At 72.7% G+C, this 14,280-nt stretch carries 10 protein-coding genes; 6 read left to right on the forward strand and 4 right to left on the reverse strand.

The genetic code is table 11. From position 1 onward, the window contains the following. Positions 1-72: 72 nt before the first annotated feature. The 3 genes from J2X26_RS08950 to dusB are packed head-to-tail and all read left to right on the forward strand — an operon-like array spanning position 73 to position 2,962. Entirely contained in the window at positions 73-1,155 is a 1,083-nt protein-coding gene (locus J2X26_RS08950) for a sensor histidine kinase (RefSeq protein WP_307491557.1), read from the forward strand. After that, a complete protein-coding gene (locus tag J2X26_RS08955) occupies positions 1,152-1,763 on the forward strand; it encodes a response regulator transcription factor (RefSeq protein ID WP_307491559.1) in 612 nt (203 codons plus the stop codon). The genes J2X26_RS08950 and J2X26_RS08955 overlap by 4 nt, the downstream gene beginning before the upstream one ends. A gap of 14 nt (positions 1,764-1,777) precedes the next feature. Next, positions 1,778-2,962, forward strand: coding sequence for a tRNA dihydrouridine synthase DusB (dusB, locus tag J2X26_RS08960; RefSeq protein ID WP_307491561.1), 1,185 nt, complete (start codon positions 1,778-1,780; stop codon positions 2,960-2,962). A gap of 63 nt (positions 2,963-3,025) precedes the next feature. On the opposite strand, the gene J2X26_RS08965 is transcribed toward dusB, so the two are convergent. Next, complete coding sequence (locus tag J2X26_RS08965; RefSeq protein WP_307491563.1) at positions 3,026-3,904, reverse strand: carbohydrate kinase family protein; 879 nt, start codon at positions 3,902-3,904, stop codon at positions 3,026-3,028. A 46-nt stretch (positions 3,905-3,950) separates the two neighbouring features. Then, on the reverse strand, positions 3,951-5,876 hold the full coding sequence (locus tag J2X26_RS08970) for a DUF6541 family protein (RefSeq protein ID WP_307491565.1): 1,926 nt from the start codon (positions 5,874-5,876) through the stop codon (positions 3,951-3,953). Positions 5,877-6,030: 154 nt separating this feature from the next. On the opposite strand from J2X26_RS08970, the gene J2X26_RS08975 reads away from it, so the two are divergent. Further along, positions 6,031-8,301, forward strand: a complete 2,271-nt coding sequence (locus J2X26_RS08975) for a M28 family peptidase (RefSeq protein WP_307491566.1) — start codon at positions 6,031-6,033, stop codon at positions 8,299-8,301. A gap of 56 nt (positions 8,302-8,357) precedes the next feature. Beyond that, positions 8,358-9,773 (forward strand): alpha-amylase, encoded by a 1,416-nt coding sequence (locus tag J2X26_RS08980; RefSeq protein ID WP_307491568.1) that lies wholly within the window; start codon positions 8,358-8,360, stop codon positions 9,771-9,773. 46 nt (positions 9,774-9,819) lie between these two features. Here J2X26_RS08980 and J2X26_RS08985 read toward each other — a convergent pair whose 3' ends face one another. After that, on the reverse strand, positions 9,820-11,556 hold the full coding sequence (locus J2X26_RS08985) for a glycoside hydrolase family 13 protein (protein WP_307491569.1): 1,737 nt from the start codon (positions 11,554-11,556) through the stop codon (positions 9,820-9,822). Positions 11,557-11,637: 81 nt separating this feature from the next. Beyond that, the gene (locus J2X26_RS08990) at positions 11,638-12,738 is read right to left on the reverse strand and encodes a LacI family DNA-binding transcriptional regulator (RefSeq protein WP_439897831.1); all 1,101 of its coding nucleotides are present in this window, start codon (positions 12,736-12,738) and stop codon (positions 11,638-11,640) included. A gap of 158 nt (positions 12,739-12,896) precedes the next feature. On the opposite strand from J2X26_RS08990, the gene J2X26_RS08995 reads away from it, so the two are divergent. Next, positions 12,897-14,138, forward strand: a complete 1,242-nt coding sequence (locus J2X26_RS08995; RefSeq protein WP_307491572.1) for a sugar ABC transporter substrate-binding protein — start codon at positions 12,897-12,899, stop codon at positions 14,136-14,138. Positions 14,139-14,280: the final 142 nt, after the last annotated feature.

Raw genomic sequence — 14,280 nt, forward strand, 5'->3', positions numbered from 1 at the left:
CGCGACGCAAGGCCGGGCGGCGGGCCCCCGTGGGGCGACGACGGACTGTCCCGGCCGCGGACACGACGGGTCATGCGCGTCGTCGGCCCCGTCCTCGGCATCGTCTGGGCGGTGTTCCTGCTGCAGCCGTGGCAGGCGGCCTGGGCCGCGCCGCACGGCATCGAGCGGACGCTCTCCCTCGTCGCGATCGCGGGGCTGGCGGTGAGCTTCGCGTGGGTCGTCCTCACGCGTGCGGGGCCGCACGGCAGCCGCCTCCCCGACCCGAGGACCGGGTTCGTGCTCGCGGGCCAGGTCGTCCTCGTCGGCGTGTCGACCCTCGCGGCGGGGGAGGAGGGCCTGGTCGGCCTCGTGTTCGTGTGCGTCTCCGCGATCTTCCTGATGCGGGACCCGCGGGCGCTGCTGGTCGCCGTCTTTGCCTCCGTCGTCATCGTCGTGCTGCCGCGGATCGTGCCCGGCTGGGAGCCGATCGACGACCTCGTGATCTCGGTGGTCCTCGCGTCGGTCGCCGTCTTCGGGTTCACGCAGCTCGTGCTCCGCAACCGCCAGCTCCAGCTCGCGCAGGACGAGGTCGCCGTCCTCGCGATCGAGCGGGAGCGCGAGCGGATCGCCCGCGACATCCACGACATCCTCGGGCACAGCCTGACCGTCATCTCGGTCAAGGCGGAGCTCGCCGGCAAGCTCGTGGACCTCGATCCGGAACGTGCGAAGGCGGAGATGGCGGACGTGCAGGCGCTGGCCCGCGCGGCGCTCGCGGACGTCCGCGGGACGGTGTCGGCGACCCGCGCCGTGACGCTCGCCGGCGAGCTGGCAGGCGCGCGACAGGCCTTCGACTCGGCCGGCGTCGAGGCCGACGTGCCCGGCACGGTCGACCAGGTGCCCGACGAGCTGCGCGAGCTGTTCGCGTGGGCGGTCCGGGAGGGCACGACGAACGTCCTGCGGCACGCGGCGGCCACGCGGGTGCAGGTGACGATGACGGGGGACACGCTCGTGGTGGACGACGACGGCGACGGTCCGGCCGCGGCCGACCTCATCGCCGGCAACGGGCTGCGGGGACTCTCGGAGCGCGCTCGTCAGGTCGGGGCCCGTGTCGCGGTCTCCCCGAGCCCGCTGGGCGGCTACCGGCTGCTCGTGACGACGACCGGAGCGACGCGATGATCCGCCTCCTGCTCGCCGACGACCAGGCCCTGGTGCGGGGTGCGCTCGCCGCGCTGCTGGACCTCGAGGCCGACCTCGCCGTCGTGGCCCAGGTGGGACGCGGCGACGAGGTCGTCGACGCCGCCCGGGCGAGCGCCGCCGACGTGGCCCTGCTCGACGTGGAGATGCCGGGGCTGGACGGCATCGCGGCGGCCGCTGCGCTCAGGGCGGCGTACCCGGCGTGCCGGTCGCTCGTCGTCACCACGTTCGGCCGTCCCGGCTACCTGCGTCGCGCGCTCGATGCCGGGGCCAGCGGGTTCGTCGTCAAGGACACGCCCGCCGAGCAGCTGGCCGACGCCGTGCGCCGCGTGCACCGCGGTCTGCGCGTGGTCGACCCGGACCTGGCCGTCGAGTCCTTGGCCGTGGGGAGCAGCCCGCTGACCGAGCGCGAGCGGGACGTCCTGGTCGCCGCCGCGGGTGGCGGGACCGTCGCGGACATCGCCCGGGAGACGTTCCTGTCCGAGGGGACGGTGCGCAACTACCTGTCCGCCGCGATGGGAAAAACAGGCGCCCGGACGCGTGCCGAGGCGGTCCGGCTGGCGCAGGAGAACGGCTGGTTGCTCGGCTGAGGGAGAATGGGTCCATGACCATGACGACTTCTGCGGTTCCGGCGCGCCCGGGCGCCGTGCTTCCGCCGCTGCGCATCGGTCCGCTGACCATCGACACGCCGGTCGTCCTGGCGCCCATGGCCGGGGTCACCAACGCCGCGTTCCGACGCCTGTGCCGCGAGTCCGGCGCCGGCCTGTACGTCGCCGAGATGGTCACGTCCCGCGCGCTGGTCGAGCGCGGCGAGGAGTCGATGCGGATCATCTCGCACGAGCCCGACGAGCGGCCGCGCTCCGTGCAGGTGTACGGCGTGGACCCCGCAACGGTCGGCGCCGCGGTCCGGCTCATCGCGAGCGAGGACCGCGCCGACCACGTCGACCTCAACTTCGGCTGCCCGGTGCCCAAGGTCACGCGCCGCGGCGGGGGAGCGGTGCTGCCCTGGAAGCGGGACCTGTTCCGGGCCATCATCACGGCCGCCGTCGACGCCGCCCGTCCCTACGGCATCCCGGTCACGGTGAAGATGCGCAAGGGCATCGACGACGACCACCTGACCTACCTCGAAGCCGGGCTGGTCGCGCAGGAGGTCGGGGTCGCCGCGGTCTCGCTGCACGCCCGCACCGCCGCCGACTACTACTCCGGCACCGCCGACTGGGACGCGATCGCGCAGCTCAAGGCCGCCGTGACCGACATCCCGGTGCTGGGCAACGGGGACATCTGGTCCGCTGAGGACGCCCTCGAGATGGTCGCGCAGACCGGGTGCGACGGCGTCGTCGTCGGCCGCGGCTGCCAGGGACGGCCGTGGCTGTTCGCCGACCTCGCCGCCGCGTTCGCGGGGTCCGACGAGCGGATCCGCCCCGGCCTCGGGTACGTCGCGACGATCGTGCGCCGCCACGCCGAGCTGATGGTCGAGCACTTCGGCGACGAGGGCAAGGCGCTGCGCGAGATGCGCAAGCACATGGCCTGGTACTTCAAGGGCTACATCGTCGGCGGGGAGACCCGGGCCGCCCTCGGGCTCGTGTCGACGATGGCCGAGCTGGACGAGCGCCTCGCCCGGCTCGACCTGGACCAGGGCTACCCCGGGGCCGGTGCCGAGGGGCAGCGCGGCCGTGCCGGGTCACCCAAGCGCCCGCTGCTCCCGTACGGCTGGCTGGACTCGCGCGACCTGTCCCCGGAGTTCGCGAAGGCCCTGCACGAGGCCGAGCTGAGCGTCTCGGGCGGCTGACCCCCGCCGAGCAAGCCATGCGTGCCGCCATGCCGTCCTTTCACGGCACTCATGGCTCGTTCGTCACACGCGCCGGACCGGCACGGTGGCGGCGAGGACGTCGAGGGTCGGGACCGTGGCAGCGGGTGCGCCCAGGTCGCGGGTGGTCACCGCCGTCGCGCCTGCCGCCGACGCTCGCGCGAGCGCGGCCTCGACCGGTAGGTCGTCCAGCACCCCGCTGAGCAGTCCCGCCAGGAACGCGTCGCCGGCGCCGTTGGTGTCGACGACGTCCGCCACCGGCGCGGCCGGCACCTCGATCCACCCGTCCGCGTCGAGCGCGAGCGCGCCGTTGCCTCCGTCGGTGCACACCGCGAGCCGGCACCCGCGGGCTACTGCGCCCGACAGGTACGCGCGTGGGTCGGTCAGTCGTGCGGCGCTGACCAGCAGCACGTCGGCGGCCGCGGCGAAGTCGCGCGGGTAGTCGGCGAGGCCGTCGTCGTCGTGCACGTCGCACCAGACCGGCACGCCCGCGGCTCGGGCGGCCGTCAGGAGCGGGCGGCTGTGGTCGGCGAGGTCGAGGACGGCCGCGTCGACGCCGTCGAGCGAGGGCACGGGACCGGGTCCCGGGGACGGCAGCTCCAGGTAGAGCGAGACGCGAGCGCCGTCGTCGGCCATCAGGTTGACGTGCCGCTCGGTGGCCGCGACCTCCTGGACGACGAGCAAGATCCGTGGGTGCGCGAGCGCAGCGCGGACCCGCGAGCCCTCGCCGTCGTCGCCGATCGCGGTGCGCAGGGTCACGTCGACACCGAGGGCGGCGAGCGTGAGCGCCTTGCCGGCCGAGGTGCCGCCGAGCCCGTCGTGATGGCTGCTGGCGAAGAGCGTCTGCGAGCGCGGGTCGGGCAGTGCCGGGAGCCGGATCAGGGTGTTCCAGGAGGCGGGACCGTTGACGAGGACGTGGGGCACGGGTCTCACCCTAGAAGTGACGAACGCGCTGCTCGCGGGCGACGCGTCAGTAGCACGCGTCGAGCGAGTAGATCGCGGTGTCCCCTGCGCGCGCCAGCACGACGCCGTCGCGAGGCGCGGTGACGAACTCTCCGGGAGTCGCCTCGCGCCAGTAGGTCGAGTGCAAGGGGTAGGGGTCGACGTACACGGCGTGGGCTCCGAGCGCCCGGACGTCCGCGCACACGTGCGGGTCGACGCCGAGGTCAGCCAGGTGGTCGCTGACATACACCGCCTCCGGGCTGAGGAGCGTCGTGTGGTACGGCTGGTTCACGCGCTGGCCGGTGAGCGCCGCAAGGTGGCCTGCGCCCGAGAAGGACGACCCGAGGAGCAGGTCGTCGGGATCGAGGCGGCCGCCGATGGTGCGGATCATGTCTTCCTCCGCCTGGCTGAGGTAGGGCACGCGGTCGAAAGTCGCCGGCCGATCCGGCACGCTCTGGCTGAAGGAGTCGTCGGCCAGGCTGGTCAAGGTGAGAGGTCCGAGACCGACCGCCAGCACGAGGAGCAGTCCACCGAGCACTGCCCGCCCGGCGTCCGCGCTCAGCCGTGCGGGCAGCTCGACCCTCCGAGCTGCCTCGCGCACCGTCCAGACGACACCCGCGGCCGCGAGCGGTACGAGGAGCATCCCGACGACGGGCGCGATCCGCCGGGTCTCGGTGTACCAGAGCCGCGTCACGCTGGACAGTGCGTCGATCGGCGACGCCGCGCACGCGTAGAGAGCGATCGCGAGAACGGCCGCGACCACGAGAGCCCTCCCTCGCCGCTGCCGGACGGCGACGACGGCTCCGACGACCGCGAGGACGGTGACGACGATCGGATAGACGGGCCATTCGCCCAGGTTCCCGGTCACGAGTCGCACCGCGAGCTCGGCGTACGGCTGAGGCGGCTTCTGGTGGATCGCCGCGACCACCTGAGCGGTCGAGCTCGAGCGGACGACGACGACGGCGGCGACCGCGGCAGCCACCGCGGCAGTCATCGCGACCCGTCCGGGCCACCCCGTCGCCAGCCGACGGACGGGCGACGCGAGGGCCGGGACAACCCACGGGAGCGACAACAGCGCGAGCGTCAGACCCGCGTTCGGATGGACGAGCGTGATGCCGACGACTGCCAGCCCGAGGAGGAACCAGTCGGACGAGCGCCGGCGGCACACCTCGACGACACAGGCGAGGACGCCGGGCACGAGGCTCAGCGCGAAGGCGTTGGGGATGAGCCCGGGCTGCAGGGCGATCCCGAGGGGCGCCACGACGCCAGACGCCGCGAGCACGGCCGTGACGGACGCGACCGAGGGGACGTCCGGGAAGACTGCCCGCGCCAGAGCCGCCATGCCGACGACCGTCGCCAGGACCACCGGCACGAGCGACGCGACGTTGACGGTCACCATCGCCCCGGACCACTGGGGAACGAGGGCCGTGACCGCGTGCCACGCGTGCGGGTAGAAGCTCACGGTCGCGCTGTCGGGGGCCGCGAGGCTCGCCAGGGACATGGGCGTGACGCGGCCGGCGGCCCGTGCATCCTGCACCGCGCTCAGGTGGAACAGCGCGTCCCAGGCGTTCAGTACGCGGTCCGGGCGACCCATCGCGACGACCACCGGGACGAGCTGACCGAGCACGCCGACGGCGATCGCCGCTCCGAGCACGGCACCGCCGCCGGGGCCCGCCGGAGCCGACGCGTCGGGTGAGCGCTGGCGGGTCCTGCGCACCAGGACGACGACGAGCACGGTCAGGCCCGTCGCAGCCGCCGCAGAGAGCCAGCTCCAGCGGATCCCGACCGCATCCAGGAGGATCGAGAAGCACCCGAGCAGCCCGGCAGTCACGGCGGGCGCGATCGCGACGGCGTACAGACCCCGCATCCCGGCAGCGCGCGCGAGCAGCAGTCCGGGGGCCCAGAAGGCGACGACGCACAGCAGTGCGACGGGCGCCGCCCCCAACCAGCTCATGCACCTCTTATCGGCACATGCGGCCCAGAGTGAAGCGACTCGGCCTGTGAACCGGGTCGGGATCCGGATCGGGTTGTCTCCGGAGGCGGGGTCTCGTCCAGGACACGAGGCGCGGTACCCACCCGACGTGCGGTCGACGCGCGATCATGAGCCCGTGAACGAGACGACGAGGTCCCGCGGACTCTCCGTGCTCAGCCTGCTGCTCCTCGTGCTGCTGACGGCGGTGAGCCTGTGGACGGTCTGGCCGCCCGCACCGGCCCCGGCCGACGCGCCCGCCGACACGTTCAGCGCGCAGCGCGCGTTCGAGCACGTGGAGGGCATCGGGCAGGAGGTCCATCCGGCCGGCAGCGAGGCCGCCGGCGACGTGCGGGACTACCTCGTCGACACGCTCACCGACCTCGGCCTGGAGCCCGAGGTGGTCGAGGGCGTCGGCGCGACGGGCGCCCTCGGCAGCGGGTACGGGCTGGCCGCCGTCGAGAACGTGGTCGCCGTCGTCCCCGGCTCGGACTCGACGGGCACCGTGTTCCTGGTCGCGCACTACGACTCGGTGCAGGTGTCCTACGGCGCCAACGACGACGGCGCCGGCACCGCGACCCTGCTCGAGACCGTCCGCGCGCTGCGCGAGGGACCGCCGCTGACGAACGACCTCGTCCTGCTGTTCACGGACGCCGAAGAGGCCTGCCTGTGCGGGGCCGAGGCGTTCGTGCACGACGACCCGCTCGGCGCCGACGGCGGCGTGGTGCTCAACTTCGAGGCCCGCGGCTCGTCCGGCCCGGCGATCATGTTCGAGACGTCGCGCGGCAACGCCGCCCTGGTCGACGTCTACTCGACCGTCCCGCACCCCGTCGGCAGCTCCATGGCCGTCGAGGTCTACCGGATCCTGCCCAACGACACCGACTTCTCGCCGTTCCGGGAAGAGGCGCGGTTCACCGGTCTCAACACTGCGTACATCGACGGGTCTGCGGCATACCACACGCCCGAGGACCGGCCCGAGTACATGGACCTCGCGAGCCTGCAGCACCACGGGGCGAACGCCCTCGCGCTGGCACGAGCGCTCGGCGACGACGACATCTCCGCGCTGAGCGTCCCGTCGGCGAACGACGCCACCTACTTCCCGGCGTTCGGGGAGCTCGCGCGCTACCCCGGCTGGCTCGTGTGGCCGGTCGCGGTCCTCGCCGCGCTCGCGGTCGTCGCGCTCGGCTGGCTCTCGGTGCGTCGCGAGCTGGTCACCGGACGCCGGCTGGCCGCGGGCTTCGCGTGGGCCCTGGCGCCGATCGTGGTCGTCGTGGTCGTGGCGCAGCTGTTCTGGATGCTGCTCGTCGCGCTGCGGCCCGGGTACGCCGAGCTGCTCGACCCGTGGCAGCCCTGGTGGTTCCGGGCCGCGCTCGTCGCCCTCGTGGTCACCGTCCTGCTGGTGTGGTTCGGCGCGCTGCGCGACCGGCTCGGCGCCCCCGCGCTGGTCGTCGGGGCGCTCGGGTGGCTGGCCGTGCTGGGCCTCGTCCTCGCGTCGGTCACGCCGGGCGGCTCGTACCTGGCTGCGCTGCCGGCCCTCGCCGGAGGCGTCGGCGGCATCGTCGCGCTGCGCCTCGGGGACACCTCCCGCGTCGTGGTGCACACGGTCGTCGGGGCTGTCGCGGTCGTCGTGCTCGCGCCCATCGTGCTGCTGTTCCTGCCGGCCCTCGGGCTCGCGACGGGTGCGGCTCCGGCGCTGTTCGCGATCCTGCTCGGGCTCGCGCTGCTGCCGGTCCTCGACGGTCTGGTCCCGCGGGGTCGACGGTCGCTGCTCCCGGCGCTCGGAGCCGGGGTGGTCGCGGTCGCCTGCGTCGGCGTGGGGCTCGTGGTCGACCAGTTCGACGAGGAGCATCCCCTGCCGACGCAGCTCATGTACGCGCTGGACGCGGACTCCGGGGACGCCTGGTGGGTCAGCTCGGAGATCAGCCCCAGCGGCTGGACCGGACAGTTCGTCTCGGAGCACGAGGACGTCCACGCGACGTTCCCGCTGCTCGGCACCGACGTGTGGACCGGGCAGGCCGAGGCGGCGGACCTGGCCGCGCCCGAGGTGACGACGGACTCCGACACGACGACGGACGGCGTCCGCACGCTCGAGCTGACCATCACCCCGCAGCGGGACGTGCGACTGGTGTCCCTGACCATCGCGGACGGGGGAGTGCAGTCCGCACAGATCGAGGGCCGGGACGTCCCGGTGGCCGACGGCACGCTCGCCGCGGTGTTCAACGCGCCGCAGGCCGGCGGCGTGCACGTCACGCTCACGTTGTCCGGTGACGACGAGGCGGTGCTGCAGGTGGCGGACGGCAGCGACGGGCTCGAGGACCTGCCCGGCTTCGAGCCGCGCCCCGCCGGCGTGGGGATCCTGGGGTCGCACACGAGCGAGCTGGTGCTGGTGGGAACGACCGTCACGCTCTAGGGTGGGCCGTCCTGCAAGTTGCTGCAACGAGTTGCAGCCCGCTCCGGATGGTGACGATGACGCGCCTGCCCGCCCGTGCGACCGCCCTGGTCGGTGCGCTGATGCTCCTCGCCGCCTGCTCGGGCACGCCGGAGCCGTCCGCCGCCGACCAACGTCGTGACGTCGGAGTCCAGCTGTTCCAGTGGACGTGGGACGCGATCGCCGCGGAGTGCACCGACACCCTCGGCCCGGACGGCTACGCGTGGGTGCTCACCAGCCCCCCGCAGGAGCACATCGTGGGCGAGGAGTGGTGGACGTCGTACCAGCCGGTGAGCTACCGGGTGGAGTCGCGGCTGGGCACGCGCGAGCAGTACGCGGCGATGGTGCAGACGTGCCACGACGCGGGCGTCGACGTGTGGGCCGACGCGGTGATCAACCACATGACCGGCCAGGACACGCCCGGCACCGGGTGCGCGGGCTCGTCGTACACGCACTACGAGTACCCCGGGATCTGGACGGACGCCGACTTCCACCACTGCGGGCTGACCCCGAACGACGACATCGCCAGCTACCAGGACGCGGCTCAGGTGCAGACCTGCGAGCTGGTGAACCTGGCCGACCTGGCCACCGAGACCGAGCGCGTCCGGTCGACGATCACGACGTACCTGGAGGACCTGCTCTCCCTCGGGATCGACGGCTTCCGCATCGACGCGGCCAAGCACATGCCCCCCGAGGACATCGGCGCGATCATCGCGGGGCTGCCCGAGGGGACGGGCATCGCGCAGGAGGTCATCCGGGGCAGCGGCGAGCCGATCACGCCGGATCAGTACCTCGGCAACGGTCAGGTCTACGAGTTCGCGTACGCCAAGGAGCTCCAGGGCGTGCTCGCGGGCTCTCCGGGGCTGGCGCTCGACCTGGGTACGTCCTCGACCTGGGTGCCGTCCGACCAGGCGGTGGTGTTCGTCGACAACCACGACACCGAGCGCAACGGCTCCACGCTCAGCTACGTCGACGGCGACCAGTACGCGCTGGCGAACGTCCTCATGCTCGCGGGCTCGTACGGCACCCCGGTGGTCTACAGCGGCTACGCGTTCTCCGACCGCGACGCCGGGCCGTCGCAGGACGGTGACGGCCGGGTGCTCGACGCCGCGTGCGGTGAGGACCCGCAGGACGGCGACTGGGTCTGCCAGCACCGCTGGCCGCAGATCGCCGGCATGGTCGGCTGGCGCAACGTCGTCGGCGACGCGGCCCGGGTCGACGAGTGGTCGGAGGGCGACGCCGTCGCGTTCGGGCGTGGCGAGCGCGGGTTCGTCGTGGTCAACGCCGGTGACGACGAGCTGCGTGCCGACCTGGCGACGAGCCTGCCCGACGGGGACTACTGCGACGTGTTGTCGACCGACGACTGCGCAGCGTCGACGGTGCGCGACGGCATGATCACGGTCGCCGTGCCGCCACGTGCTGCGCAGGCGTGGGACGTGTCCGCGCGCCCCTGAACGCCGAACGGCCCCGCCGCTAGGGCGGGGCCGTTCGTCATGCAGATCAGACCGTGTAGCGCGCCCAGATCGTCGCGTCGGACGGCACCAGGACCGAACGGTCGGCGTCGACCGACGGGTCGATCGAGGCCAGCAGCACCTGCGCCCCGGCGGGCAGCGCCACGGCCTCGGCGCCCAGGTTGGCGACGACCAGCACGTCCCGGTTCACGAACGCGATGACGTCGTCGCCGAGGCCGTGCAGCCACTCCATCCCGCCCGAGCCCAGACCCGACTCGCGGCGCAGCTGGAGCGCCGACCGGTAGGTCTCGTACGTCGACCCGGCGACACCGCGCTGGGCGTCCAGCGCGTACGAGGCCCATGCCGCCGGCTGGGGGAGCCACGTCACGCCCGTCGGCGAGAAGCCGAAGCCCTCCTCGGCCGAGGCCCAGGGCAGCGGTACGCGGCAGCCGTCGCGACCGCGCTCCGCGCCGCCGGTCCGGAAGAACGCCGGGTCCTGACGCAGGTCGTCGTCGAGCGACGTGTGGTCGGGCAGGCCGAGCTCCTCGCCCTGGTACAGGTACGCCGAACCGGGCAGGCCGAGCATCAGCAGGGACGCGCAGCGGGCGCGCTGAAGGCCGAGCGCCTCGTCGGGCTGCTCGTCGCCGTGCCCGATGCCGTTCGGGCGCGAGCCGGGCTCCGCCAGACCGAGCCGCGACGCGTGCCGGACGACGTCGTGGTTGGACAGCACCCAGGTGGTCGGGGCGCCGACGGCGTCCGACGCGCGGTAGGAGGCCTCGACGACCGTGCGCAGCGCCGGGGCGTCCCAGTGCGTCGCCAGGAACGCGAAGTTGAAGGCCTGCTGCATCTCGTCGGGCCGCACGTAGCGGCTCAGCCGGGACAGCGGCTCCACCCAGGCCTCGGCGACGAGCGCGCGGTCGCCGGGGTACTCGGCGAGGACCGTGTTCCAGGCGCGGTAGATGTCGTGCACGCCGTCCTGGTCGAACATCGGGCCCTGGTTGCCGGCGCCGGAGACGGTGTCGGTGGGCTCGACGTCGTCGGACCCCTCGATCATGGAGACGTGACCGTCCCAGTCGGGCAGCCCGGGCGCCTTGACCATGCCGTGCGCGACGTCGATGCGGAAGCCGTCGACCCCGCGGTCGAGCCAGAACCGCAGCACGTCCTCGAACTCGGAGCGCACCTCGGGGTGCTCCCAGTCCAGGTCGGGCTGGCGCGAGTCGAACAGGTGCAGGAACCACTCACCGGGGGTGCCGTCGGGGTTCGTCGTCCGCGTCCACGCCGGTCCGCCGAAGATCGACTGCCAGTTGTTGGGCGGCTCGGTCCCGTCGACGCCACGCCCCTCGCGGAACAGGTACCGGGCGCGCTCCGGCGAGCCGGGTCCGGCGGCCAGCGCCGCCTGGAACCAGACGTGCTCGTCGGAGGTGTGGTTGGGCACCAGGTCGACGATCACGCGCAGGCCGAGGCGGTGGGCGCGCTCGAGCATCTCGTCGAAGTCGGCGAGCGTGCCGAAGAGCGGGTCGACGTCGCGGTAGTCGGCCACGTCGTACCCGGCGTCGGCCTGCGGGGACCGGTAGAACGGCGAGAGCCACACGGCGTCCACGCCGAGCTCGGCCAGGTGGTCCAGGCGCGAGGTCACGCCGGGCAGGTCACCGATGCCGTCGCCGGACGCGTCGGCGAACGAGCGCGGGTAGACCTGGTAGATCACGGCATCCCGCCACCACTCGCCCTCAGGCGCTCCGGCGGTGTGCACCAGGGTGCGCAGGGGTCGGGTGTCGAACGTCGTCATGCGGGCATGCCTCACTTCGGGGGGTGTCAGAAGGGGGAGGCGCCGTTGCCGAACAGGGGTCCCGGAGAACTCACGGTCCGGTCAGAGTACGGCGGGAGCCTCAGCGGTCACAGCGACCGAGGTCAGAACGGGTGCGGCGCCCGTGGAGCCGCGGACGATGAGCTCGGGGTGGAACTTCAGCTCGGTCCGGGACGCAGGGGTGCCGTTGATCTCGCCGACGAGCGCCGAGACCGCGGCGTGCCCCATGGACAGCACCGGCTGGCGCACGGTGGTCAGCGGCGGGTCCGTGAACGCGATCAACGGGGAGTCGTCGAAGCCGACCACCGACAGGTCGCCCGGTACCGACAGCCCGCGCGAGCGGGCCGCACGGATGGCTCCGAGCGCCATGAGGTCCGAGCCGCAGATGATCGCGGTGTGCCCCGAGTCGATCAGCTCGAGGGCCGCCGCCTGGCCACCCTCGACCGTGAACAGCGTCGTGACGACGTGACCGTCGGGGTCCGTGACGCCGAGGTGGCGTTCCAGGTTGACCGCGAACTCCACCCGTTTGCGGGCGGCCGGGACGAAGCGCTCCGGGCCGATCGCTAGGCCGATCGAGCGATGGCCGAGCGAGACCAGGTGCCGGAACGCGAGGTCCAGCGCGGCGGAGTCGTCGGTCGACACCGACGGGGCGTCGACCCCCTCGGCGAAGCCGTTGACCAGGACGATCGGCATCCCGCGGCTGCGCAGGCGGTGGTACCGCTCCTTGCTGGCGGTCGTGTCGGCGTGCAGGCCCGACACGAAGACGATCCCGTCGACGGCGTGCTCGAGCAGCATCTCGACGTACTGGTCCTCGGTGGTCCCGCCTGGCGACTGCGTGCACAGCAACGGCGTGTACCCCCGCTCGGTCAACATCGTCTCGATGACCTGCGCGAACGCCGGGAACACCGGGTTCGAGAGCTCGGGCACCACGAGGCCGACGAGGCCGGCGGAACGTGTGCGCAGCTTCTCGGGCCGTTCGTACCCGAGCACGTCGAGGGCCGCCAGCACGGCTTGCCGCGCCTGGGCCGACACGCCGTGCTTGCCGTTGAGGACCCGAGACACCGTTGCCGTGCTGACGCCGGCCTGTTCGGCCAGGTCCGTCAGTCGGGTGCGCACAGGCGGCAGCGTAGGGGACACCGGACCTCCTCGTCCGTAGTCGTTCATGAAGGTCACCGGGATGCGTCTGCACGCTCCGTGAAACCGTTGCCTGAAAGTTACCGTAACGACTTGCAAGCGCTGTGGCAACGAGGCTAACTTCGGCGCATCAGGCCAGCGTCGGTGGGGTTCCGCCGCGCGGCACACACCCCACTTTGGAGATGACGATGCGACGGAGCATCCCTGTCGTCGCGGCGACGCTCGGCCTCGCGCTGACGCTCACCGCGTGCTCGGGCTCGGCCGACGAGCCGGCCGACGACACCAGCAGCAGCGCGGCTGAGTCCACCGGGTCGTTCGTGATGTGGGTCGACGAGACCCGTATCGACTCGTTCAAGCCCATCGCCGCCGAGTTCGAGGCGGAGACCGGCGTCAAGGTCGAGCTCGTCCAGAAGATCTCGGGCGAGATCAAGGACGACTTCATCTCGCAGGTGCCGACCGGCGAGGGCCCCGACGTCGTCATCGGCGCGCACGACTGGACCGGCAGCTTCGTCACCAACGGCGTCGTCGCACCGATCGAGCTGGGCGACAAGGCCGGCGAGTTCGCGGAGTCGGCCATCACGGCCTTCGCCTACGACGGTCAGCAGTACGGCATGCCGTACGCGATCGAGAACATCGCGCTCATCCGCAACAACGCGCTGCTCGCCGACACGCCCGCCACGACGTTCGACGAGCTCGTCGCGCAGGCCCAGGGCGCCGGCACCGAGTTCTCGGTCCTCATCCAGCAGGGCCCCGACACCGGCGACGCGTACCACCTGTACCCGCTGCAGACGTCCTTCGGTGCGCCGATCTTCACGCAGACCGAGGACGGCTCCTACACGACCGACCTCGGCCTCGGCGGCGCCCCCGGTGACGCGTTCGCGGCGTACCTGCAGAAGCTGGGCCAGCAGAAGGTCCTCGACCCGCAGATCGACGGCGACAAGGCCAAGCAGGCGTTCCTCGACGGCAAGGCCCCGTACATCGTCTCGGGCCCGTGGTACGCCACGGACTTCACCAAGGCCAACATGGACATCGCCGTGCTCCCCGTGCCGAGCGCGGGTGGCCAGGAGTCCAAGCCGTTCGTCGGCGTCCAGGGCGCCTTCATCTCTGCGAAGTCCAAGAACGCGGTGCTCGCCAACGAGTTCGTGACCAACTTCCTCACCACGGAGAAGGTCCAGACGGAGCTCTACGAGTCCGGCGGCCGCCTGCCGGCGCTCACCGCCTCGGCGGAGAAGATCGACGACCCGATCCTGCAGGGCTTCAACGAGGCCGGCGCGACCGGTGCCCCGATGCCCTCCACCCCGGAGATGAACTCGATGTGGGAGTTCTGGGGCTCGACCGAGGTCCAGATCATCGGCGGCCAGGCCGCTGACCCGGCCGCGGCCTGGAACACGATGGTGACCAACATGCAGGGCGCGATCGACGCCTCCTGAGGTCAGCGTCCGCCTCGTCGCCGGTCCCGCACCGGTGGCGAGGCGGACGTCCTGCCCACCCGCGCCTCGTCGACGCGCGGTGCCCGCCCATCAGTGCCAGATTGCGTTTCAGGACGGGTGCAAGGTCGCACCCGCGGCCGAG

Source organism: Cellulomonas humilata (assembly GCF_030814415.1).
GTDB lineage: Bacteria > Actinomycetota > Actinomycetes > Actinomycetales > Cellulomonadaceae > Cellulomonas > Cellulomonas humilata_A.

Excerpts from the sequence above, each read along its gene's own strand:
- J2X26_RS08950 (WP_307491557.1), top strand. The coding sequence starts at position 73 with ATGCGCGTCGTCGGCCCCGTCCTCGGCATCGTCTGGGCGGTGTTCCTG.
- J2X26_RS08955 (WP_307491559.1), top strand. The coding sequence starts at position 1,152 with ATGATCCGCCTCCTGCTCGCCGACGACCAGGCCCTGGTGCGGGGTGCG.
- dusB (WP_307491561.1), top strand. The coding sequence starts at position 1,778 with ATGACCATGACGACTTCTGCGGTTCCGGCGCGCCCGGGCGCCGTGCTT.
- J2X26_RS08970 (WP_307491565.1), bottom strand. The coding sequence starts at position 5,876 with ATGAGCTGGTTGGGGGCGGCGCCCGTCGCACTGCTGTGCGTCGTCGCC.
- J2X26_RS08980 (WP_307491568.1), top strand. The coding sequence starts at position 8,358 with ATGACGCGCCTGCCCGCCCGTGCGACCGCCCTGGTCGGTGCGCTGATG.
- J2X26_RS08985 (WP_307491569.1), bottom strand. The coding sequence starts at position 11,556 with ATGACGACGTTCGACACCCGACCCCTGCGCACCCTGGTGCACACCGCC.
- J2X26_RS08990 (WP_439897831.1), bottom strand. The coding sequence starts at position 12,738 with ATGAACGACTACGGACGAGGAGGTCCGGTGTCCCCTACGCTGCCGCCT.
- J2X26_RS08995 (WP_307491572.1), top strand. The coding sequence starts at position 12,897 with ATGCGACGGAGCATCCCTGTCGTCGCGGCGACGCTCGGCCTCGCGCTG.